Annotated in this window: 22 protein-coding genes; 12 read left to right on the top strand and 10 right to left on the bottom strand. The window is 65.0% G+C overall.

Translation table 11 applies throughout. The features are described from left to right. Window positions 1-3: 3 nt before the first annotated feature. Window positions 4-879: a helix-turn-helix transcriptional regulator gene (locus FHX68_RS06830; protein ID WP_141381507.1), complete on the bottom strand. Its 876-nt coding sequence runs from the start codon at window positions 877-879 to the stop codon at window positions 4-6. 134 nt (window positions 880-1,013) lie between these two features. Between FHX68_RS06830 and FHX68_RS06825 the strand changes: the two genes are divergently transcribed. The 4 genes from FHX68_RS06825 (at window position 1,014) to FHX68_RS06810 (ending at window position 4,423) form a co-directional block, all read left to right on the top strand. Then, window positions 1,014-1,895, top strand: coding sequence for an aldo/keto reductase (locus FHX68_RS06825; RefSeq protein WP_141381506.1), 882 nt, complete (start codon window positions 1,014-1,016; stop codon window positions 1,893-1,895). 165 nt (window positions 1,896-2,060) lie between these two features. After that, on the top strand, window positions 2,061-2,630 hold the full coding sequence (locus FHX68_RS06820; protein ID WP_211345069.1) for a flavodoxin: 570 nt from the start codon (window positions 2,061-2,063) through the stop codon (window positions 2,628-2,630). 23 nt (window positions 2,631-2,653) lie between these two features. Next, on the top strand, window positions 2,654-3,412 hold the full coding sequence (locus FHX68_RS06815) for an SDR family oxidoreductase (protein WP_141381504.1): 759 nt from the start codon (window positions 2,654-2,656) through the stop codon (window positions 3,410-3,412). A 24-nt stretch (window positions 3,413-3,436) separates the two neighbouring features. Beyond that, entirely contained in the window at window positions 3,437-4,423 is a 987-nt protein-coding gene (locus FHX68_RS06810; protein ID WP_141381503.1) for an aldo/keto reductase, read from the top strand. Window positions 4,424-4,446: 23 nt separating this feature from the next. On the opposite strand, the gene FHX68_RS06805 is transcribed toward FHX68_RS06810, so the two are convergent. After that, window positions 4,447-5,739 carry an alpha-amylase family glycosyl hydrolase gene (locus tag FHX68_RS06805; protein WP_141381502.1) on the bottom strand — a complete coding sequence of 431 codons (1,293 nt, stop codon included), beginning with the start codon at window positions 5,737-5,739 and terminating at the stop codon, window positions 4,447-4,449. Between the two features lie 827 nt (window positions 5,740-6,566). On the opposite strand from FHX68_RS06805, the gene FHX68_RS06800 reads away from it, so the two are divergent. From FHX68_RS06800 to FHX68_RS16330, 3 genes are all read left to right on the top strand, one after another. Next, window positions 6,567-7,541, top strand: coding sequence for an IS481 family transposase (locus tag FHX68_RS06800; RefSeq protein WP_141920133.1), 975 nt, complete (start codon window positions 6,567-6,569; stop codon window positions 7,539-7,541). A 136-nt stretch (window positions 7,542-7,677) separates the two neighbouring features. Further along, complete coding sequence (locus FHX68_RS06795) at window positions 7,678-8,679, top strand: IS481 family transposase (protein WP_141919996.1); 1,002 nt, start codon at window positions 7,678-7,680, stop codon at window positions 8,677-8,679. A gap of 65 nt (window positions 8,680-8,744) precedes the next feature. Then, on the top strand, window positions 8,745-9,164 hold the full coding sequence (locus tag FHX68_RS16330; protein WP_373288726.1) for a TIGR02391 family protein: 420 nt from the start codon (window positions 8,745-8,747) through the stop codon (window positions 9,162-9,164). 95 nt (window positions 9,165-9,259) lie between these two features. On the opposite strand, the gene FHX68_RS06785 is transcribed toward FHX68_RS16330, so the two are convergent. The 7 genes from FHX68_RS06785 to FHX68_RS06755 form a co-directional block, all read right to left on the bottom strand. Then, a complete protein-coding gene (locus tag FHX68_RS06785; RefSeq protein WP_141381608.1) occupies window positions 9,260-9,466 on the bottom strand; it encodes a hypothetical protein in 207 nt (68 codons plus the stop codon). A gap of 114 nt (window positions 9,467-9,580) precedes the next feature. After that, window positions 9,581-10,039, bottom strand: a complete 459-nt coding sequence (locus tag FHX68_RS06780) for a hypothetical protein (RefSeq protein WP_141381607.1) — start codon at window positions 10,037-10,039, stop codon at window positions 9,581-9,583. A gap of 102 nt (window positions 10,040-10,141) precedes the next feature. Then, window positions 10,142-10,405 (bottom strand): hypothetical protein, encoded by a 264-nt coding sequence (locus tag FHX68_RS06775; RefSeq protein WP_141920131.1) that lies wholly within the window; start codon window positions 10,403-10,405, stop codon window positions 10,142-10,144. Between the two features lie 66 nt (window positions 10,406-10,471). Further along, window positions 10,472-10,678, bottom strand: coding sequence for a hypothetical protein (locus FHX68_RS06770; protein ID WP_141381608.1), 207 nt, complete (start codon window positions 10,676-10,678; stop codon window positions 10,472-10,474). A gap of 121 nt (window positions 10,679-10,799) precedes the next feature. After that, window positions 10,800-11,099 (bottom strand): HigA family addiction module antitoxin, encoded by a 300-nt coding sequence (locus FHX68_RS06765; protein ID WP_141381605.1) that lies wholly within the window; start codon window positions 11,097-11,099, stop codon window positions 10,800-10,802. Continuing rightward, window positions 11,074-11,352: a type II toxin-antitoxin system RelE/ParE family toxin gene (locus tag FHX68_RS06760; protein ID WP_141381604.1), complete on the bottom strand. Its 279-nt coding sequence runs from the start codon at window positions 11,350-11,352 to the stop codon at window positions 11,074-11,076. Before FHX68_RS06760 ends, FHX68_RS06765 begins: the two co-directional genes overlap by 26 nt. Window positions 11,353-11,593: 241 nt before the next feature. After that, window positions 11,594-12,586, bottom strand: a complete 993-nt coding sequence (locus FHX68_RS06755; RefSeq protein ID WP_141920129.1) for an IS481 family transposase — start codon at window positions 12,584-12,586, stop codon at window positions 11,594-11,596. A 557-nt stretch (window positions 12,587-13,143) separates the two neighbouring features. Between FHX68_RS06755 and FHX68_RS06750 the strand changes: the two genes are divergently transcribed. The 5 genes from FHX68_RS06750 to FHX68_RS06730 all read left to right on the top strand — a co-directional run bounded on the left by FHX68_RS06750 (window position 13,144) and on the right by FHX68_RS06730 (window position 16,454). Next, window positions 13,144-14,055 (top strand): relaxase domain-containing protein, encoded by a 912-nt coding sequence (locus FHX68_RS06750; RefSeq protein ID WP_342353561.1) that lies wholly within the window; start codon window positions 13,144-13,146, stop codon window positions 14,053-14,055. A gap of 42 nt (window positions 14,056-14,097) precedes the next feature. Next, window positions 14,098-14,331, top strand: coding sequence for a toxin-antitoxin system protein (locus FHX68_RS06745; RefSeq protein ID WP_141381543.1), 234 nt, complete (start codon window positions 14,098-14,100; stop codon window positions 14,329-14,331). After that, window positions 14,328-14,672, top strand: coding sequence for a type II toxin-antitoxin system PemK/MazF family toxin (locus FHX68_RS06740; RefSeq protein ID WP_141381544.1), 345 nt, complete (start codon window positions 14,328-14,330; stop codon window positions 14,670-14,672). Before FHX68_RS06745 ends, FHX68_RS06740 begins: the two co-directional genes overlap by 4 nt. A 29-nt stretch (window positions 14,673-14,701) precedes the next feature. Further along, a complete protein-coding gene (locus FHX68_RS06735) occupies window positions 14,702-15,865 on the top strand; it encodes a tyrosine-type recombinase/integrase (RefSeq protein WP_141381545.1) in 1,164 nt (387 codons plus the stop codon). Between the two features lie 298 nt (window positions 15,866-16,163). Then, the gene (locus tag FHX68_RS06730) at window positions 16,164-16,454 is read left to right on the top strand and encodes a hypothetical protein (RefSeq protein ID WP_141268464.1); all 291 of its coding nucleotides are present in this window, start codon (window positions 16,164-16,166) and stop codon (window positions 16,452-16,454) included. A gap of 109 nt (window positions 16,455-16,563) precedes the next feature. Here the strand turns inward: FHX68_RS06730 and FHX68_RS06725 are convergent, their stop codons facing one another. Beyond that, window positions 16,564-19,098, bottom strand: coding sequence for a S8 family peptidase (locus tag FHX68_RS06725; protein WP_141381546.1), 2,535 nt, complete (start codon window positions 19,096-19,098; stop codon window positions 16,564-16,566). Window positions 19,099-19,158 lie beyond the last annotated feature (60 nt).

The following is a 19,158-nucleotide window of genomic DNA, read 5'->3' as shown; positions in this document are numbered from 1 at the left end:
TGGTCACGCGGTCTGCTGATGCGGATCTGCGGGGAGGGGTGTGGCTGCCCAGCTGCGCAGCAGGTCGAGGGCGTCGGCGGAGGGGGTTCCTGCCTCGGCGAGGTATGTCGCGAGGCGGACGTTGGCCACGTTCTGCAGGGTCAAGGTCTGGTAGCTGAGCGTCATCTCGCCGACCACGGGGTGGTTGATGCGTTTGGTGCCGGTGCTGTGGGTGCGGACGGTGTGGCTGCCCCACCAGGTGCGGAACTCGGTGCTGCGGGTGGCGAGCTCACCAACCAGCGCGGCCAGTTGACGGTCGCTGGGGTCGTGGCCGGCGAGGAGCCGCATGGCCGACACGGATTCGCGGGCCACGGCGTCCCAGTCCGGGTAGAAATCTCGCGACCGCGGGTCGAGGAACAGATAGCGGGCGGTGTTGACCGGTGCCGCATCGGTGGGGAAGAGGTGAGGGAACAGCGCGCGGCCAAGGGGGTTGGAGCCGAGCGGATCCCCGAGCTTGGACAGGGCCACGGCGGGAACGTCGCGCATGGTGTCCATCAGTTGCGTGATCTGGGGCGATAGTCGGGTGTCTGGCTTGGGGCGGGCGGGTCGGCGTGTCCCGGTCGCCACTCTGGCGAGGTCGAACAGGTGCTGCGACTCCGCGTCGGTCAGCTGCAGCGCGTTCACCAGCGCGTACAGGACGCTCTCGGAGACCCCGCCGAGATCCCCGCGTTCCATGCGGGTGTAGTACGCGGTGCTGACCCCGGCGAGCTGGGCGACTTCTTCGCGCCGAAGCCCGGGAACACGCCGTTCTCCACCGAAAACGGTCAGGCCGGCCTTCTCGGGGGTAATGCGGCCGCGGAGAGCGGTGAGGAACTCCTGTACCTCGTGCCTGGTATCCATGCGTTCGACGTTAGACCCGCCCACTGTCAGGGTGAGAGTCCCTGCTGTTCACCCCCAACGGGAAGTGTCATTCGGCCCTGGGGGTGAATACTGGGGACTCTCACCCCTCGAGGGGCCGTGCGTACCGTTGCAGTATGACTACTCCGAACCTCACCCTGAACAACGGCGTCGAGATCCCCGCGATCGGCCTCGGCGTCTTCCAGACCCCGCCCGACGAGACCGTGGCTGCGGTGACCGCGGCGCTGCAGACGGGATACCGACACATCGACACCGCCGCTGCGTACGGCAACGAGCGCGAGGTCGGGCAGGGCATCCGCGACTCCGGCGTGGACCGGTCCGAAATCTTCATCGAGACGAAGGTCTGGATCAGCGACTACGGCTACGAGGAGACCCTGCACGCGTTCGACAAGAGCGCCGGCAAGCTCGGCGTCGACCAGATCGACCTGCTCATCCTCCACCAGGCGCTGCCGTCCGCGTTCGAGAAGACCATCGGCGCGTACAAGGCGCTGGAGAAGCTTCTCGCCGATGGAAAGGTCCGTGCGATCGGTGTCAGCAACTTCATGCCCGAGCACCTCACGCAGCTGCTCGAGCAGACCGAGACCGTGCCGGCGGTGAACCAGATCGAGCTGCACCCGTACTTCCAGCAGAAGGAGCTCGTCGCGCTGCACAAGGAGCACGGCATCACCACGCAGGCGTGGTCACCGATCGGAGGAATCACGTCCTACCGCGACTCCGCAAAGCGCAGCTTCGATGAGCCCGTCATCCTCGCCATCGGTGAGAAGTACGGCAAGTCCGCCGCCCAGGTCATGCTGCGCTGGCACATCCAGAACAGCGTCCAGGTGATCCCCAAGTCCACCAAGGCCGAGCGGATCGCGGAGAACTTCGACGTCTTCGACTTCCACCTCACTTCGGAGGAGATCGCACAGATCGACGCCCTCGACACCGGCGTCCGCGGCGGACCCGAGCCCGAGGTCATCACCCTCGAAGCGTTCGGCCGCGACATCCCCGAAGCGTGACCGCACGGGTGCGGGCATCACGCCCGCACCCGCCCCTCCGCAACACACAGCCCGCACCGAGGAGGCTTCGTGGACCGCCGCCAGTTCCTCATCCGCTCACTGTCCGCGCTCAGCGTCGCAGCGGTCGGCGTTCTCGCCGCCTGCAGTCCCACCCGAGAGAGCCCTGTGCCTTCTGCAACTGATGACCCGGCGGCAGCACCCACCACCCCGGCGCAAACCCGTCGGGTGCTGGTGGCGTACTTCTCCCGGCCTGGGGAGAACTACTACTACGGCGACCGCGTCACCCTGGAGACGGGTAACACCCACGTTGTGGCCGACATGATCGCCGCCGCGGCATCCGTCGACGTCTACCGGATCGAGGCGGCGGACCCTTACCCGGAGGACTATGAAGAAACTGTCGCCCGCAACGTGCGCGAAGAGGACTCCGACGCGCGCCCCGCGATCGCGGGCACCCTTCCCGACGTCGCCCAGTACGACACGATCCTCCTCGGCAGCCCAGTGTGGAATGTGCAGACCCCGATGATCATGCGCACCTTCGTCGAAGGCGTTGACCTCGCCGGGAAAACCGTCCACCCGTTCGTCACGTACGCCGTCAGCGGCATGGGACGCGTCGACAGTGACTACGCAGATCTCTGCCCCGATTCCACGATTGCCGAAGTCCTCGCCGTGCAGGGCGAGACGGCCGCACAAGCCCAACCCGACGTCGAAGCCTGGCTTCGACGCATCGGACTCTGATCAACCCACGGGAGAGAACCACCATGACCGATCACGCCGTCACCGTCCTCATCGTCGGAGCAACAGGAAGCATCGGGCAGCACGTCGTCGAACAAGCCGTCCAGGCCGGACATGACACCCGAGCGCTCGTCCGCAACAGCAACAAGGCCCGCGGCCTCGCTTCCGGAGCCGAGGCAGTCATCGGTGACCTCACGGACGCCAGCACGCTCGCTGAGGCCGTCGACGGTATCGACGCCGTCGTCTTCACCCACGGCAGCAGCAACGAGGCGGAGGCCGTCAACTACGGGGCCGTCCGCAACGTGCTCCGCGCCCTGAATGGCCGACCGGTCCGGATCGCACTGATGACGACCATCGGAGTCACCACTCGCCGCGAGACATCCGAATGGAAGCGACGCGGCGAACGCCTCGTCCGCGCCAGCGGCAACACGTACACGATCGTTCGCCCCGGCTGGTTCGACTACAACGCACCCGACGAGCTGAAAATCACCATGCGCCAAGGGGACACCCACCTCACCGGCACCCCCGCAGACGGCGCGATCGCCCGCAGGCAGATCGCCCGCGTACTGCTCGACAGCCTCACCAACCCCCAGGCCGCCCGCCGAACCCTGGAACTCGTCGCCGAACAAGGCCCCGAACAGGCCGACCTCGGACCGGTATTCGGCACCCTGGAACCCGACCCCACCGGGTCCCTCGACGGCGCCAAAGACACCGACAACCTGCCGGCATCCGAAGAACCCCAGCGCGTCGTCGACGACCTCAACACCCTCCGCGGCAACGACTGATCACCGATCGACGAGGAGACGCACATGAACACCCGCACTCTCGGCCGCGCCGGCCTGGAAGTATCGTCCATCGGCTTCGGATGCATGGGCCTCAGCCACGGCTACGGCCACAACCTCGACGACGCACACGGCATCGACGTGATCCGCCGCGCTGTCGACCTCGGAGTGACCTTCTTCGACACCGCCCAGGTCTACGGCCCCTTCACCAACGAAGAACTCGTCGGCAAAGCACTCGCCCCCGTCCGCCACGATCTCGTTATCGCCACCAAGTTCGGCTTCGACTTCGACGGCACCAGCGAAACCGGACTGAACAGCACCCCCGACTACATTCGACAGACCGTGGACGCATCGCTCCAGCGCCTCGGCGTCGACAAAATCGACCTGCTCTACCAGCACCGTGTCGATCCCACCGTCCCGATCGAAGACGTCGCCGGGACGGTCAAAGAGCTGATCGACGCAGGCAAAGTCACCCACTTCGGCCTATCCGAAGCCGGCGCCGACACCATCCGCCGCGCGCACGCCGTCCAGCCCGTGACTGCCCTGCAAAGCGAATACTCACTGTGGTGGCGGGAACCCGAAGAAGTGATTCTCCCCACCCTCCTCGAACTCGGCATCGGACTCGTCCCGTTCAGCCCTCTGGGCAAAGGACTCCTCACGGGCACCCTCGACACCTCGACATCGTTCGGTGAGGGTGACGTCCGCGCGACCCTGCCGCGCTACAGCGCCGAAGGCCGCGACGCGGGACAGCAGCTCGTCGACCTACTCGCCCGGATCGCCGCGCGAAAGAACGCGACGTCCGCCCAGATCGCCCTCGCGTGGCTCCTCGCGCAGAGCACCTCGATCGTGCCCATCCCCGGCACGACGAAGGTTCACCGCCTGGAAGAGAACGTCGGCGCATCCGACGTCGTCCTCGACCAAAACGAACTCGCGGAGCTGGCCACCGCATCAAGCCTCGTCGACACCTCGATCGCGAGGTACCCCGAGAGCATGCAGAAGTGGATCGATCGCTGATCGATTGACAGGAGACTGTGAGGTCAGCGCACGATCGCCCAGCCGTGCGCTGCGAGTGCACCGGGGAAAGATCTCGTGACCGGGTCTGCCGCCAGCAGCGCACCGTCCCGGAGAGTTGTCGCCTCATCGCCAAGGTTCAGCGCGATTGTGAGCCGTTGGTCATCGAAGACGACATCGAACTCCAGGTGTTCGTTGGTCAGGTATCGCGGTTCTGATGTCGTCGCACGGTGCAGCCACGGGTGACGGCGCCGCAGACCGAGCAGCTCCACGTAGAGAGCGGTGACGTAAAGGTCTCGTCCCGGCAGGGCCTCGGGTCCCTCGACGGGGAACACAGGTCGGATCGCATCGTCACCCCCTTCACGCTCCTCCTTCACGCCACGGAACCCCCACTCGTCACCGGCGTACACGGTCGGGGTGCCGCCGAGTACGCCGAGCAGCACCACTGCATGGGGGTGATGACGGGAGTCAGCGATCACCGAAGCGATGCGAGTGACATCGTGGTTTCCGATGAAAGTGGTAGGCGCGAACTCGCGCAGCATCTCGCTGTGCCCCTTCAAAGCCCACGCCAACTCCCAGAGGTTGCGGTCTTCGATACTTGACCAGATCGCCTTCCACAACTGGTACTGGGTGACGCTGTCCACCGTGCTTTCGCGGACGAACGCGTTGTATTCCCCGTGGATCACCTCGGCCTCGAACCAGGCTTCGGGGTGCGAGCGGCGCACCTCGGGGAGTACCGCTACCCAGAACTGCGGGGGAACCCGATACGCGGCATCCAACCGCCAGGCGTCAGCGCCCCGATCCAGCCAGTTCCGCATCACATCGATGACGAGGCGCTTAGTCTCTTGGTTCGAGTGATCGAGCTCCACCAAGGCGCCGTGACCCTCAAAGGAAACAAGCCCGCCGTCATCGCCGCGCTTGAGGGCTGCCGAGCCGGCAGAAACAAGCGGATGCTCCCGCCCCAGGTGATTGAAGACACCGTCCAACTGCACGCGTAGACCACGCGCTTGCGCTTCAGCGATGAGTGTGTCGAAGTCCGTGTCGTCTCCCAGCCGCGGGTCGATGCGGAAGTGATCCACGGTGTCGTAGCCGTGACTGGATGACGCGAAGATCGGGCCGAGAGCGATTCCGGATGCCCCGAGCTCGATGACGCGGTCCAGCCAGGGGATAAGTCGCAAGAGTCGGTGCTGGTCGGGGCTCGCGCTGCCGTCGGTGCTCTCAGGAAACGCGCCGACGAATCCCAACGGGTACGCACGCCACCAGATCGCATGAGCGACCCAATCCGGCTCACGGCCCAGGGCGCTGTCAGCGATAGTCATTCTTCGACGGTACTCGCGAACCCTGAGCCGCTGCCTCGGCAACTTGATAGCCGCGAAAGCCCGTCAACCTAAGATTTGCGTCCGCCGAAAACGATCGTTTACGGCAGGGCGGCTACCGACGACGAGTAGGTGAGTGGCACACAGACATACGAGCTTCCGAAACCCCCTGCCGATACCCCGACGCGCCGAAACGTCGGCGGGACCTTTTCGGCACGACGGTGAGACCGAGCAGGCGGGAGTCGTCGGGAGTCTCGATTGGATCATTCACGCGTACTAACGAAGCCCCGCGAGAGGTGTCCGCAAGGGGATCCGCGAGCGTTCGGCGACGCGCTAGCGTCGCAGCCAGACTGTCTGACATGGCGTTATCTCCGTCGCCTCTGGGCGCCGAGCTTGGACCGTGTGTCACGCTTGGCCACATGACTTCAGTCCACTATTCGCCCACGCACCTTCGTGAGGTGGCCGCGTCAGTTAAAGAGTTCGAAGCGGCCTTTCGGGACTTCATGGCGATGCACGAGGAGAACACTTTTGCGCGTGGGATCCTGCCAGCTGTCTTCCGCCGCGACGGCGTTGATGATGAGAAGCATCTCGCCGCTCAGCGCCGCGTGGAATTGGCCTCCGGCAGGGCCGCGACCTCGACCGCGATAACCGCCGTCCGCTACGCCGTGCAAGGAGCGGGAGTTGTAGATCCCATCGCCGCCTGGGCGACTGTTACCCAACCCAAGCCCGTGCTAGATGTACTGACCCAGATCGTTGTTGACGTAGGAGAGACCTCCGGGGTCGAGTTGGAGCTGTCTAAGTTCTTCAGCTCAAACGCACGGAGGTCTCTCTTGTCTCACGCTAATGCCCGGCTGACTCCGGCCGGCCGGTTGATCATGGTTCAGCGCATCCAGTCGGGGCGTGCGGTCGCGCATGTTGCCGCGGAAATGGGGATCTCCCGCACGACCGCGTGGCGGTGGTGGCGCAGGTTCCGGGAGTGCGGCCCGGCGGGCCTGATCGATCGTTCCAGCGTCGCCCGCTCCCACCCTCGCCAGACCAAAGCGTGCGTGGAGGCGAGGGTGCGGATCATGCGGCACCTCACTCGGCGTGGGCCGGTGTTCATCGCTGACAAGCTCGGCTTGCAGGCCTCAACGGTCGGTAGGGTGTTGCGCCGCCACCACGTGCCGTTGCTGCGGGAGCTGGACCCGGTCACGGGGTCCGTGATCCGCGCGACCCGCCGATCCGCGCAGCGTTACGAGCATGATCATCCCGGGTCCCTGATCCACGTTGATGTGAAGAAACTCGGCCGTATCCCCGACGGCGGCGGATGGCGTCTGCATGGCCGCGGGCAACGTCCTGCGCGCAAGCGGGGCCTGGGTTACGACTACGTGCACACCGTCATCGACGACCATTCCCGAGTTGCTTACGCGGAGATCCACGACGACGAGAAAGGCACCACCGCGGCGGGCGTCCTCGACCGCGCGATCGCGTTCTACGCGCGCCTCGGCGTCACAGTCGAACGCGTCATCAGCGACAACGCGTTCGCTTACCGCCACTCGGCCGCGTTCAAGGCAGTGGTCGACGCGCACGGCATCCGACAGCGGTTCATCAAACCGCACTGCCCCTGGACCAACGGGAAAGTCGAACGCCTCAACCGCACCCTCGCCACCGAGTGGGCCTACGCCCGCCCCTGGAGCTCGAACGACGACCGAAAAGCAGGGTTGACGACCTGGCTCGACTACTACAACCTAGACAGGCACCACCTCGGCATCGGAGGCAAAACCCCCATCGACCGAATCAACAACGGTCGAGGTCAGTACAGCTAGAACCTGCGAACATCCTCTCAGCATGCGGGCAAGCGCTAGGTGTACTTCCTCGGGAGGTTGTGAACGGGTGAGGTAGGCGAAGACCTCCGGGCAGGATGTGGGTTACCACACTCGCATCCTGACCACGGAGGTCATCGTGTCTCACGCTAACGCGCCTTTGACGCCGGAAGGGCGTCGTCGTCTTGCTGTCCTCGTCGTGGATCGGGGCTGGTCGTTGCGGCGGGCAGCGGAACGGTTCCAGTGCTCGCCCGCGACGGCGAAACGGTGGGTCGACCGGTATCGGGCCGGGCTGCCGTTGACGGACCGCAGCTCGAGGCCGCAGACCTCGCCGAACCGGCTCCCGCGGAAGACGGAGCGGAGGATCGTGTCGTTGCGGTTCACCCGCCGGTGGGGTCCGCACCGGATCGCGTATCACCTGGGCCTTGCCCGCTCGACGGTCGGCCGGGTGCTGGCCAGGTATGGGATGCCGAAGCTCGTGAACATCGATCAGGCCACCGGGCTGCCAGTCCGAAAGCCGACGCCGAAGCGGTACGAGGTCGCAAGACCGGGCCAGCTGATCCACGTCGACATCAAGAAGCAGGGCCGGATCCCTGATGGCGGCGGCTGGCGCGCCTTCGGCCGCGGATCGGCGCAGGACCGTGCCGCGGCATCCGTCCGTGACAAGGCCGCACGGGCAGGAGCGGCCGGCTCCCGCGGCTACCGGTATCTGCACCACGCCGTCGACGACAACTCGAGAGTCGCGTACTCGGAGATCCTCGACGACGAACGCAAGGAGACCGCGGCAGGGTTCTGGACCCGCGCGAACGCGTTCTTCGCGAGCCTCGGAGTCACGGTCACCGCCGTGATGACAGACAACGGCGCGTGCTACCGGTCACACGCGTTCGCGGACGCGCTCGGCGACGGCGTGAAGCACAAGTGGACAAAGCCGTATCGGCCACAGACCAACGGAAAGGTCGAACGCTTCAACCGCACCCTCGCCGCCGAATGGGCCTACGCCAAGCCCTACGCCAGCGAAGCAGAGCGAGCCGCGGCCTACGAGACCTGGCTGCATCACTACAATCACCACAGACCCCACACCGGGATCGGCGGCCAGACCCCCTCAGCCCGCGTTCACAACCTCACGGGGAAGTACAGCTAGGGAGATTGGAGTCCAAGATCGCCGAGGCGGAAGCGGCTGCCGTCCCTGCCATCGACGCCGAGCAGATGCATCCACTTGTTTGGGGAGCCGCCCGCGCAATGTGGAGGGATGGTCACTATCGGCAAGCTGTTGTCGGAGCGGCCGAGGCGCTCGTCTCCCAGCTCAAGGCCCGCACCGGACGAAACAACGTTGCCGAGACGAGCCTGTGGCAACAAACATTCTCGGCCCAGCCTCCAACCGCTGAGCAGCCCCGTCTACGGTGGCCAGGTCCGTCTGATGATCGGACAACTAAGTCGATGAATGAAGGGCTCCGCCTCCTCACCTCGGCGGTCCAGCTGACGATTCGGAATCCAGCCACGCACAGCTCAGACCAGCTCACTCTGATAGAAGCCTCAGAGCGATTGGCCGTCCTAAGTCTCATGGCGCGGTGGGTTGAGAACTGCGAGCTCGAGCAAGCCGACGAGGATGGCGGCGGGTCGGATTAGTCGTCACGCTGCTCGCCTGCGCAGAAAGCGGGAGCTCGCCTCACGACCTGCCGGCTGGAGGGGCTGCCCCAGGTGGTTGTCCGTAAGCCGGTCCACTACCGTGCGCCGCTGCGGCGCTGGCCGATGCCGTATCCGGCCACCAAGCTGAGACCCACGATGCCGACAATGCTGATGGCGGCTGCCGTCGCCATCAGCGGCGTGAGCACGACGAGCGCGCCCGGGAAATATGTTTCGGCGGCGAGTGGTTGGTATGCGAACCAGCCGAAGGAAGCCGTCGCCGTCGGGGCCGTGGCGATGAACATGATTACGCCCCCGAGCGTAAGTACGCCAAAGCTGATCGCTGCGATGGCTGCTCTGGATGACAGTCGGTGCATGACCGAACGATACCGTTCGCTCAACGGTCGGCTTGCGGACGGTTATGCCCTGGTGCCGGTCGGCGCGGGCTGAAGGCTCTCGCGCTGTGCGGATAGGGCAGTCAGTGGCCAGGCGATGAGTGCGGCGAGGATGCCCGCGGCCGCACCGATTCCGCCCCACACCGGGACTCCGGGCCAGTTGCTGAGTGTGAAGCCGAAGATAAGCCAGAACCCTAAGGCGCCGAGAGCCGCACAGGCCGCACCGAGCCACGCGCGACTGTTGACAGACCGGTGAGGTCTGCGCGTCCACAGAAACAGCCCCAGGTAGTACACCGCACTCGAAACGAGCGCGGTGATCAGTCCGAAGAAGCCGCCGACGAAGGGCATGAGCACGATTGCCGACTCTTCACCTCGGTCGGGGGGAATGAGGAGTCCGAATACGACTAGTAGGAACACTGCTCCCGCGATGGCGCCGATCGCCAGCATCCATCCGATGACGCGACCGTACGTTCGCCACAGCATGCTGTCACGCTAGCGCAGCGGCACGCGCAAGCGTCGCCCGGCGCCCGCGGGCGGGTCCCTCAGCGGGCGGCATGTCAGTAGCGGTGATGGCCGAAGCGCTGGTCAGGGCGCGGAGCTGGTGCGTCGCTGGACGATAGCGAAAGCGACGACAAGTGAGACCAGCGTAAAGCCAATGGCCCATGCGAGCGCTGGTATCTCTGTGCCCAAAGATGGGACTGTCCAGTTCTCGAGTTCGGGTCGCAACGAGAACTGCCACGCGTTCCATGTGGTGAATGTCCAGCGCAACGCCACGAACAACAAGGCGCCGATCGGGATCGACGCACATGCCACCAGCATCATCGCGGTGGCCCTGCGCCTGCGCTCCATGCCGTCAGCTTAACCCTCGTGGTCCAGCCCCCGTCCACGGGCTTCGGCTGCCCGTCCGCGGGTCCACTACCGTGCGCCGCTGCGGCGCTGGCCGATGCCGTATCCGGCCACCAAGCTGAGACCCACGATGCCGACAATGCTGATGGCGGCTGCCGTCGCCATCAGCGGCGTGAGCACGACGAGCGCGCCCGGGAAATATGTTTCGGCGGCGAGTGGTTGGTATGCGAACCAGCCGAAGGAAGCCGTCGCCGTCGGGGCCGTGGCGATGAACATGATTACGCCCCCGAGCGTAAGTACGCCAAAGCTGATCGCTGCGATGGCTGCTCTGGATGACAGTCGGTGCATGACCGAACGATACCGTTCGCTCAACGGTCGTCTTGCGGGCGTTGAAGGGTCAGGCGCTCAGCGGCTGGATTGCGCTGGTCGGCGTTTCGGTGCGGGCGAGCGCAAGGTCGTAGCCTTCCTGCAGCCGGAGCCAGAACTGCGGTGTGGTGCCGAAGAACGCGCCGAGGCGCAACGCGGTGTCCGCGGTAATCGCCTGCTTGCCGCGGACGATCCGCGAGACGCGTGCCTGATCGACGCCGATGCGCTTGGCGAGCTCATACTGGCTCAGCCCGAACGGTTCGAGAAACTCCTCGAGCAGGATTTCACCCGGCGTCGAGAGCTCGTCAGTGATAGTCGATGAATGCGACATTGTTCGCTTCCCCTCCGTCCCAGTCGAAGACCAGTCTCCATTGGTCGTTGACCCGGATGCTGTACTTGCCCGCCCGGTCACCCTGCAGCTTCTCGAGGTGGTTTGAGGGCGGGATCCTCAGATCCTGCAGCTCCGCCGCCGCCTCGAGCATTTGGAGCTTGCGCGCCAGACGCTTCCGGACGTCTGGTGGCACGCGTCGCGGTGCCGGACCACCGAGCCAGTACTCCTCGATGTCCCGATCCGTGAACTTCACACCACAATACTAGCGTGACGCGCAAGTAAGAGGAAGGGTGTGACGGGACGGTCCCTCTGCGTGCATCTCGGCCTAGAGCAGGTCGCCCATCGGTCAGGTAGGGCGGTAGACGTCTACGCCTTCGCTGCGGACCCGCGCTGAGAGGACGAGGGCGACGATCCCGAGACCGAGTGTTCGTGCGAGGAATCCAAGCACGGCGATCAGGACTGCAACCTCGGCGTAGCCCTGCGTGCCGCCCGGGCTAGCTGTGATGTCCAGGCAGGTTGTTGAGTCTGCTGATGGGTGCGGCTCCGACTGCGGAGTGGTGCCTGTGATGATTGTAGGTGTGTAGCCAGGCGGGTAGCGCGGCTCGGCGTTCGGATTCTGATCCGTAGAAGCGTGCGTAGGCCCAGCCGTCGGCGAGGGTGCGGTGGAACCGCTCGATCTTGCCATTGGTCTGTGGACGATAGGGGCGGGTGCGCTTGTGTCGGACGCCGAGCAGGGTGCAGGCATCTCGCCATGCGTAGGAGCGATAGGCCGACCCGTTGTCGGATAAGACGCGCTCGACTGTGACGCCGCGATCTGCGAACCAGGCGACAGCGCGTTCAAGGACACCGATCGCCGTGACGGCTTTCTCGTCGGCGCAGATCTCGGCGTAGGCAACGCGGGAGTAGTCATCGATAACGGTATGGACGAATGCGGTGCCGATGTTCGGGTGACCTTTGCTGGTTCTTCCCGTGCGGAGAGCCGTCGTCGCCTTGTGTTTGTCTCCTTGCTGCTTGCCGACGAACCGCCAGCCACCACCATCGGGGATGCTGCCGAATTTGGTCACGTCGACGTGAATCATCGATCCGGGATGGGGATGCTCGTATCGGCGGATGGGTTCGCCGGTAACCCGATCGATATGACTGAGTCTGTTGATCCGCGCGCGCACCAGTACCGCATGAACAGTCGAGGTCGGGAGGCCGAGCTCCGCGGCGATCTGCGCCGGGCCGAGCCGGCGTCGCCACCGTGCCTTCACGATCCGTTTGACCAGCTCGGGAGGGGTCTTGGTCGGCATCGATCGCGGCCGGCTGGATCTGTCGAGCATCCCTGCTGCCCCCTCGACGCGGAACCTGGCGGCCCACTTCCGCGCCGTAGGCGGCGAGGTCATGAACATCTTCGCCGCGACAGTGGCGGACCAATGCTCTTCGACAATGAGCTTGGCCAGCCGCAAACGAGCGCGCGGGGTCAGAGCAGCGTTAGCGTGGGACATGAAGGCCTCCTGTGTTGCGTGAGCGGTTTCTAAACAGCTCCACTCTCGCAACCGGAGGCCTTCACCCCTCAGAAATCACGAGCGATACACGCAACAACGTCCCTGGACATCACAGCTAAACGAGCGACCTCAACGAACTGCCGACCAGACAACGATCGACGGATCACGGAAGCCGAGAGAAGGGAGCAATGCACGCAGGCACCACTGGGTGGTCCCGCGTGTAGAGCGTCAACCTGCTGCATCCCGCTACACATGTCCGCATGGCGCAAAAAATGCTGGCCAAGGTGCAAATACGCTCCTAACCTAGCGCCATGCGCGGAGGTCTCCAACGTTGGAAGAGGGGCGCCGGCTCCGGAGGAGTCGGGCGAGCGATCGACTACGCAGTGAAGGGTACCTGCGACGCTCATCTCCACCCCTCGACCGGATCTGACGCGCTCGAGCGTTACAGCAGCGCCACCGATGCGAGCGTCACGAGATTCGTTGTGACGGATGGCGCAATCGCAGCCGACGAGCTATCGGCAGGAGCGCTCCGGGTGTGGCTCACGGGTCATGACCCGGTGACGGGGGAGAAGCGTGGAAGCCAGCGGCTCAGCGCGGACGCCGATCTCTTGCTCGACGCGACGCTGAACCACCCGAAGTCGTACAGCATCGCGGCGTTGCTGCATCCGGAGCTCGCGTCCGAATTCGAGTCGCTGCAGAATCGCCTGCGTGACCAGATCCTCACTACCTGGCTGAACGAGCTGAACGCACGTCGCGGTCATGGCGGACTCATTCGGGAAGACATCACCCGCATCGAGGTGGTCGAGCTCGACCATCGGCGCTCGCGCGCGCTCGACCCGCACGCCCACCGCCACCTCTGGTTGAACGTGAAGGTGCTCGGCGCTGACGGCAAGTGGTCCAACGTCGACTCGCGGGTCGCCATGAAGCTCCACACCGTGATCAACGCCGAGGGCGATCTCGCCGCGCGCACCGATCCGCAATGGCTCGCCGCACTTGCCCGTCACGGATTCATGCTCGACGGTGACGGCGAGGTTGCCGAACTTGCCCGCGTGGTACGGCCTCTCTCGCGGCGGTCGGCGCAGATCGAGGCGAACCGGGCCCAACTCATCGCGGAGTGGAGCGCTGAGCACGACGGGACGAGCCCCAGCAATCGAATTTTGACCCAGATTGACCGTCGCGCGTGGGCGATGTCACGCCCGAACAAGCCCGCTCACCTCGACGAGCTGTCGTGGGAAGCGACTGTGCGTGGCGAGCTCGCGAGTCTCGATGCCCGGCTCGCTGTGGACCGTGCGCCTGTGCCGCTCGTCTCCACCCCACTCCACGCGCTCGACCTGGACCTTCTGGCGCAGGACGCCATGCGCGCTGCGCACGCCGAACTGCGGCGGGCAGCGCGCGAGCGCGACGTCCAGGCGTCCGCGCAGTGGATCACACCCAGCGCATCGCCCTCGCGCGGCGGACCCTCGCTGTGATCACCACTGCCGGGCGTGATCGGTCGACGGTATACTCCGAGTATGACTACGACGATCAAAGTCAGCGACGAGCTCCGCGACCGGCTCAAGGATCAAGCCGCCCGCGACGGGCTCACGCTCGGCGCGCATCTTGCGTACCTCGCCGACGCCGAGGACAGACGGCGGCGTCTGCGGCTGCTGAAGGCCGCAATCGACGCGTCGAGCAGCGCCGATGTGGCGTCGCACGCTGCGGAGACGGGAGACTGGGAGCGCACGGAACTGGCCGACGCCTCGTGACCACACCCGAGCTCGCCCCGGGCGTCGTGGCCTGGGCGACGCTCGAGCCCGTGCGCGGCAGAGAGCAAGGCGGTCGTCGCCCCGTGCTGATCATCGCGTCCGCAGGATATCTGGATGCGGTCACGACCCTCGCTATCGTGCTGCCGATCACGACCACCGATCGAGGATGGCCGAACCACGTTCGCGTCGAGGGGCCGAGCGGGCTGGAACGACCGTCGTGGGTCATGACGGAGCAGCCCCGCACGTTGTCGCGCGATCGGCTCACGGGAGTAGCCGGTGAAGTGTCCCTCGACTGTTTCGCCGCAGTACGCACGTGGTTGGGCGACTTCCTCGATCTCTGACCGGCATGACGACGGGAGAACACTGAGCCATGGGCAGCATCCACTCGTACTCGGTCGCCGCCGGACGGCGGTACCGGATCAGCTACCGCAAGCCAAACGGGCTGCAGGCGACCCTGCGGGGCTTTCGCACGAAGCACGAGGCGGAGATCCGCCTCGCCGAAGTCGAGATCTCGAAGAACCGCGGCGAGTTCGTCGATCCGTCGGACTCGCGGGCCCCGCTCGGATTGCTGGGGGCGGAGTGGCTCGCGTCACGACAGGCGGATCTCAAGCCGTCGACGTTCCGCAGCATCGACTCCGCGTGGCGCATCCACGTGCGACCGAAGTGGGAGCGGCGCGCGGTCGGCAGCATCCGGCATTCGGAGGTCCAGGCGTGGACCTCGGAGCTTGCCAAGACGCACAGCCCGACGACCGTGCGCCGGGCGCACGAAGTACTCGCCGGCATCCTCGATGTCGCCCTGCGCGACCGTCGCATCGCGTCGAACCCGGCACGCGGCGTCAAACTCCCGCGGAAGGTCGCGAAGCCTCGCGCCTACCTCACCCATCAGCAGGTCGCCGATCTTGCGCGCGAGTCGTCTCAGCCTGAATTGGTGGTGTTCCTTGCCTACACGGGCCTCCGTTGGGGCGAGGCGACTGGGTTGCGCGTCAAGCATGTCGACCTTCGTCGGCGGCGGGTGAGCGTCGAGGAGAACGCGGTCGAAGTCGGCAGCGCCATCCACGTCGGCACGCCGAAGACCCACGAGAAGCGCCAGGTGCCCTACCCGCCCTTCCTGGCCGAGACGATGGATCGGCTCGTCATTGGCCGCGGACGCGACGAGCTGGTGTTCGGTGGCGGCACGAGTCACCTGCGGCGCCCGAAGTCCACGAGCGGCTGGTTCAACGGCGCTGTGACGCTAGCGCAAGTCTCTGCCGACCAGGCGATCGCCGACGCGCTGGCGCTCGGCGGGCAGCCCCCGCCATCGTTCCCGCGCGTCACGCCGCATGACCTCCATCACACCGCCGCGTCGCTCGCCATCTCAGCCGGAGCGCACGTCAAAGCAGTGCAAAGGATGCTGGGCCACGCCTCGGCGGTGATGACCCTCGATACCTATGCCGACCTGTTCGACGACGATCTTGACACCGTGTCGGAGGCTCTCGGGATGGCGGCGGCATCGTCCGATGTGATCGCCGTTCTGTCTCGTGACAACAGCGTGTGACAACAGCGTGTGACAACATCCGCGACCCTCCCGCGCCACAAAGCTGCGTTCAGATGTTGTCAAAGTGTTGTCACGGGGCCATTTCGGCAGTTCCGTGAAAGCCGCGATCCCAGTGTTTACAAGGGGTCGGGGCCGTGAAAAAAGAGTGGAGGTAGCGCGACAGTGCTCGAACCTTGCCCCGCCCCTGCAACGGGTCATCGCCACGCACCGGATGATCCGGCGTCGGCCCAGGCCAGCGGCGATTTCGCGGGAGTTCGCGCAGCGTCTGCCGTGCCCGGTGCCGCGTCTCACGGAGGCGATGCTGGACGAGGCAGAGCGCCGTTACAGGTCCGGTGAGATCCTGCGGCTGATCGCGGGCGATCTGGGGGTAAGTCGTCAGCGGCTCGCTGAGCGTCTGCGGGACCGCGGGGTACGACTGCGTGGTGAGCAGCCGTCACCGGAGCAGGTGCTGGAGATGTGCCGCCGGTACGAGCAGGGCGAGTCGCTGGCCCGGGTCGGCGCCAAGGTGGGCTTCAACGCGAGCACAGTTCGCACGAACCTGCTCCGTGCAGGTGTCGCGCTCCGCGATCCTCACGGCCGGGAGCGGTAGAGGCACAACAGAAGAAACCAATCTCGATCCGCAAAAGCAGAAGGAAAGATCGCTCGTTGCTCTCCGAGTCGCCTAACCTCGAATACCGCATGGCACGTTGAGCGCTCTGCTAGCTCCGCACACGCTCTTGGGCTCGTTCGCGCGCCTGCTGGCGGAGTCTGGCCCGAACCTCGTCATGAATGGTAGTCGAGACTTCCTCAGCTGTTTCGATAGAAACGACGAGGGCGTAGCGAACGTTCTTCTTCTTGGGAAGATGCTGGGCATCGTCCATGCACTCGACGTGTATCGGGAACGCGTCGCCGTCCCCGAAGGTCATCGCTCGTGAACCTTGGACGAGTTCGTGTTGGAGGCTTCCACGCCTGACAGTGAAGTGCTCCCCTTCTATCCGATCTCCTGCCGCGAGCTTCGTGTCCGGGGTGTCGAAGTAGACCTTAGCCCCGCGATAACGCGTGAGCTGTCCCACCGTAGGTACCGCGTACGCAAGCGTGATGGTGAAGCGATGCCACGCCGCTCGTGATCGGAGCGATGGCGGGAGAGGGAGCTCGTACGTGTGTCGTTGGTCTCCGCCAATGCGGCCGCCGGCAATAAGCACAGCACGATTGGTGGCGGCTGCTCCGAGGCGGGCGGTATCGAGTCTGCCGTATCCGAGCATCGCTGAGAGCTTACGGCGAGCATCCTGCGCGGGGATACCGAGATCTCGGCGAAATCGAGCTTCCCATTCCCCCCAACTGCTCGCGTGCGTGAGGAGTGCTCGTACCAGAAGTGGGTGATACTCCGGGCCTGGCAGGGGCGAGTCTTCTTTTCCGTCAACGTCAGCTTCAAGGATGTCGAACAGACGGCTCGCTTCACGCGTGACCAGTGCCGTGGCATTGCTAGTGCCAAAGGTGAAAATCGTGCGATTCGTTGCGCCACTCCTTCCAGGTGCCGCAACTTGAAGTCCGGGTCCGGTCAGGGCGGTATGGGCTAGTTCGAGGTCCACCTTGTCCTGGCCAGGCACGATGACGGGTCGGACGTAGAGCGCCCGACCCCCGATGTGGTGAAGGTCAGGTTTGATAGAGCGATCAACGCCAGGCCCCGTTGCCCCGTAGTAGGCCGGCGCTCCTGGATCGGTGATGTCCCATACCGCGTCGGAGGTCTCGGTGTCGCCTAGCCCGTCGTTGTGGGTGGCGCCGATGGTTAGAGCATTGAGTGCATCGCCAGGAGGCAGGATTCCTTTGAGGATGCTCTTCTCGTGGACCGCCCGGGTCGCCGCGTGTCGCGCCGTCTCCACCGTGCTTGCTGAGGTTGCGGGAATCGTGATGGGGGCGGTGTGGTTGCCAGCGCTGACGATGAAGAGAAGGTTGTAGGTGTGCGCCAACCAATCCAGTAGTCGACCGACAGGACTCATCCGGCGAGCAAGAGCCCGTGCCTGAGCTCCGATGGATAGATTGACGATTCGGACGCTGGGAGCAGTGGCGTCCCGGCCGCCTTCACCCTCTTGGATGCGGCGAATCGCGCGGTGTAGCAGGTCGGGGAAGAGTCGCTCCGGATTGACCTGTTCATGGGTCGTGGACAGTTCGTGCGGCCTCATGATTGGTCGCACGTAAAGTGGACGATCTAGCGGCTCAGCAGGCGCCGACAGATCGCCATGGATGATGAGCGATGCCATTGCAGTGCCGTGGTTACGGGCAGCATTTGAGTAGTTGTCGCCGAGGTCCTCTGGGTCATCGATCATGAGTCGGCCAGTCAACGCATCATGGTTCTGGAAGGGCAACCCATCCAAGAGCGCGACCCGCGGCAACCCTTCGACACGCTCGCCTGCGGGCAGCCGCACTTCCGCCACGGGGTCTGTGGCGGCCGGAGCAACAGTCATGGGTGTGAACGGGCTGACGAACATCACATCGTCGGTGGTGAGCAAACGGATTGCAGCGGCCCCATCAGTGAGCACCGTCCGCACCTGCTGGATCGGCAGCTCTGCAAGAAGAGCGTGATAGGTGATGTCGCCGATCTGTGAACGATCCAGGATACGACCACCACTCGCGGCGATAACCTGCTCCACGTGCGACTCGGCCGCAGCTCGTTGCGAGGAGTCCCGCCTATACCAAAGCTCTACCTCGACTCTTACGGTGCTGACCGATTGGCCAATCATGTCGAGGGTTTCTTGCCAACGCTCGCGAAGGCCGGTCTCTCGGATGCGGTCTTCGGGTCCCCATCGTCTGATCGAAGTCAGCTGATGGAACGCATCCTTGAACTTGCCGAGTCCATGCTCGAACTTAGCGGACGGGTCTGCTTGCCACAGCGCGAAGAGTCGCAGGAGTTCATCGATCGCTTTAGCACTCGACATCACCATGTATAGAGAGTGCTGTACGGGCTTGTTTGTGCGACCAGCCTCTCGTTCGGTCATGTGGAAGTCGTCGTCGGGATCGGTGCGATCCCCCAGGAGCTGGGACAAGAACTCGAATCCGTCGATCTTGTCGATTGCGTTCTGGAAGTCCTGTACGGTGCCCGCCAGATCGAACACGACGACCAACGCAGGATCTACTTCGTCCGGGGCGGTTTCGGCGAGGCGTGCTCGCTCGGCATCAAAGGCGGCAGTGAGCTCTCTGAACTGGGGAGAGAGCCGTGCGCTCTGGCGGCCCGTGCCTGGTTTAGAGAGGCGCGGCATGTCGCGCGGACGTTGTGAGGGCCGAGCATCAACGACTGGCGGTGCGAATGCCAGGAGCGG

It is taken from the genome of Microbacterium lacticum, assembly GCF_006716815.1.
Taxonomy (GTDB): Bacteria; Actinomycetota; Actinomycetes; order Actinomycetales; family Microbacteriaceae; genus Microbacterium; species Microbacterium lacticum.
The sequence above is the reverse complement of the archived record's forward strand: the minus strand, read 5'-3'. Positions and strand labels throughout refer to the sequence as shown.

What these genes read in the sequence shown, in the direction of transcription:
- FHX68_RS06830 (WP_141381507.1), bottom strand. Translation starts at nt 879, where the DNA reads ATGGATACCAGGCACGAGGTACAGGAGTTCCTCACCGCTCTCCGCGGC.
- FHX68_RS06825 (WP_141381506.1), top strand. Translation starts at nt 1,014, where the DNA reads ATGACTACTCCGAACCTCACCCTGAACAACGGCGTCGAGATCCCCGCG.
- FHX68_RS06815 (WP_141381504.1), top strand. Translation starts at nt 2,654, where the DNA reads ATGACCGATCACGCCGTCACCGTCCTCATCGTCGGAGCAACAGGAAGC.
- FHX68_RS06810 (WP_141381503.1), top strand. Translation starts at nt 3,437, where the DNA reads ATGAACACCCGCACTCTCGGCCGCGCCGGCCTGGAAGTATCGTCCATC.
- FHX68_RS06805 (WP_141381502.1), bottom strand. Translation starts at nt 5,739, where the DNA reads ATGACTATCGCTGACAGCGCCCTGGGCCGTGAGCCGGATTGGGTCGCT.
- FHX68_RS16330 (WP_373288726.1), top strand. Translation starts at nt 8,745, where the DNA reads ATGCATCCACTTGTTTGGGGAGCCGCCCGCGCAATGTGGAGGGATGGT.
- FHX68_RS06785 (WP_141381608.1), bottom strand. Translation starts at nt 9,466, where the DNA reads ATGTTCATCGCCACGGCCCCGACGGCGACGGCTTCCTTCGGCTGGTTC.
- FHX68_RS06780 (WP_141381607.1), bottom strand. Translation starts at nt 10,039, where the DNA reads ATGCTGTGGCGAACGTACGGTCGCGTCATCGGATGGATGCTGGCGATC.
- FHX68_RS06775 (WP_141920131.1), bottom strand. Translation starts at nt 10,405, where the DNA reads ATGGAGCGCAGGCGCAGGGCCACCGCGATGATGCTGGTGGCATGTGCG.
- FHX68_RS06770 (WP_141381608.1), bottom strand. Translation starts at nt 10,678, where the DNA reads ATGTTCATCGCCACGGCCCCGACGGCGACGGCTTCCTTCGGCTGGTTC.
- FHX68_RS06765 (WP_141381605.1), bottom strand. Translation starts at nt 11,099, where the DNA reads ATGTCGCATTCATCGACTATCACTGACGAGCTCTCGACGCCGGGTGAA.
- FHX68_RS06755 (WP_141920129.1), bottom strand. Translation starts at nt 12,586, where the DNA reads ATGTCCCACGCTAACGCTGCTCTGACCCCGCGCGCTCGTTTGCGGCTG.
- FHX68_RS06745 (WP_141381543.1), top strand. Translation starts at nt 14,098, where the DNA reads ATGACTACGACGATCAAAGTCAGCGACGAGCTCCGCGACCGGCTCAAG.
- FHX68_RS06735 (WP_141381545.1), top strand. Translation starts at nt 14,702, where the DNA reads ATGGGCAGCATCCACTCGTACTCGGTCGCCGCCGGACGGCGGTACCGG.
- FHX68_RS06730 (WP_141268464.1), top strand. Translation starts at nt 16,164, where the DNA reads ATGCTGGACGAGGCAGAGCGCCGTTACAGGTCCGGTGAGATCCTGCGG.
- FHX68_RS06725 (WP_141381546.1), bottom strand. Translation starts at nt 19,098, where the DNA reads ATGCCGCGCCTCTCTAAACCAGGCACGGGCCGCCAGAGCGCACGGCTC.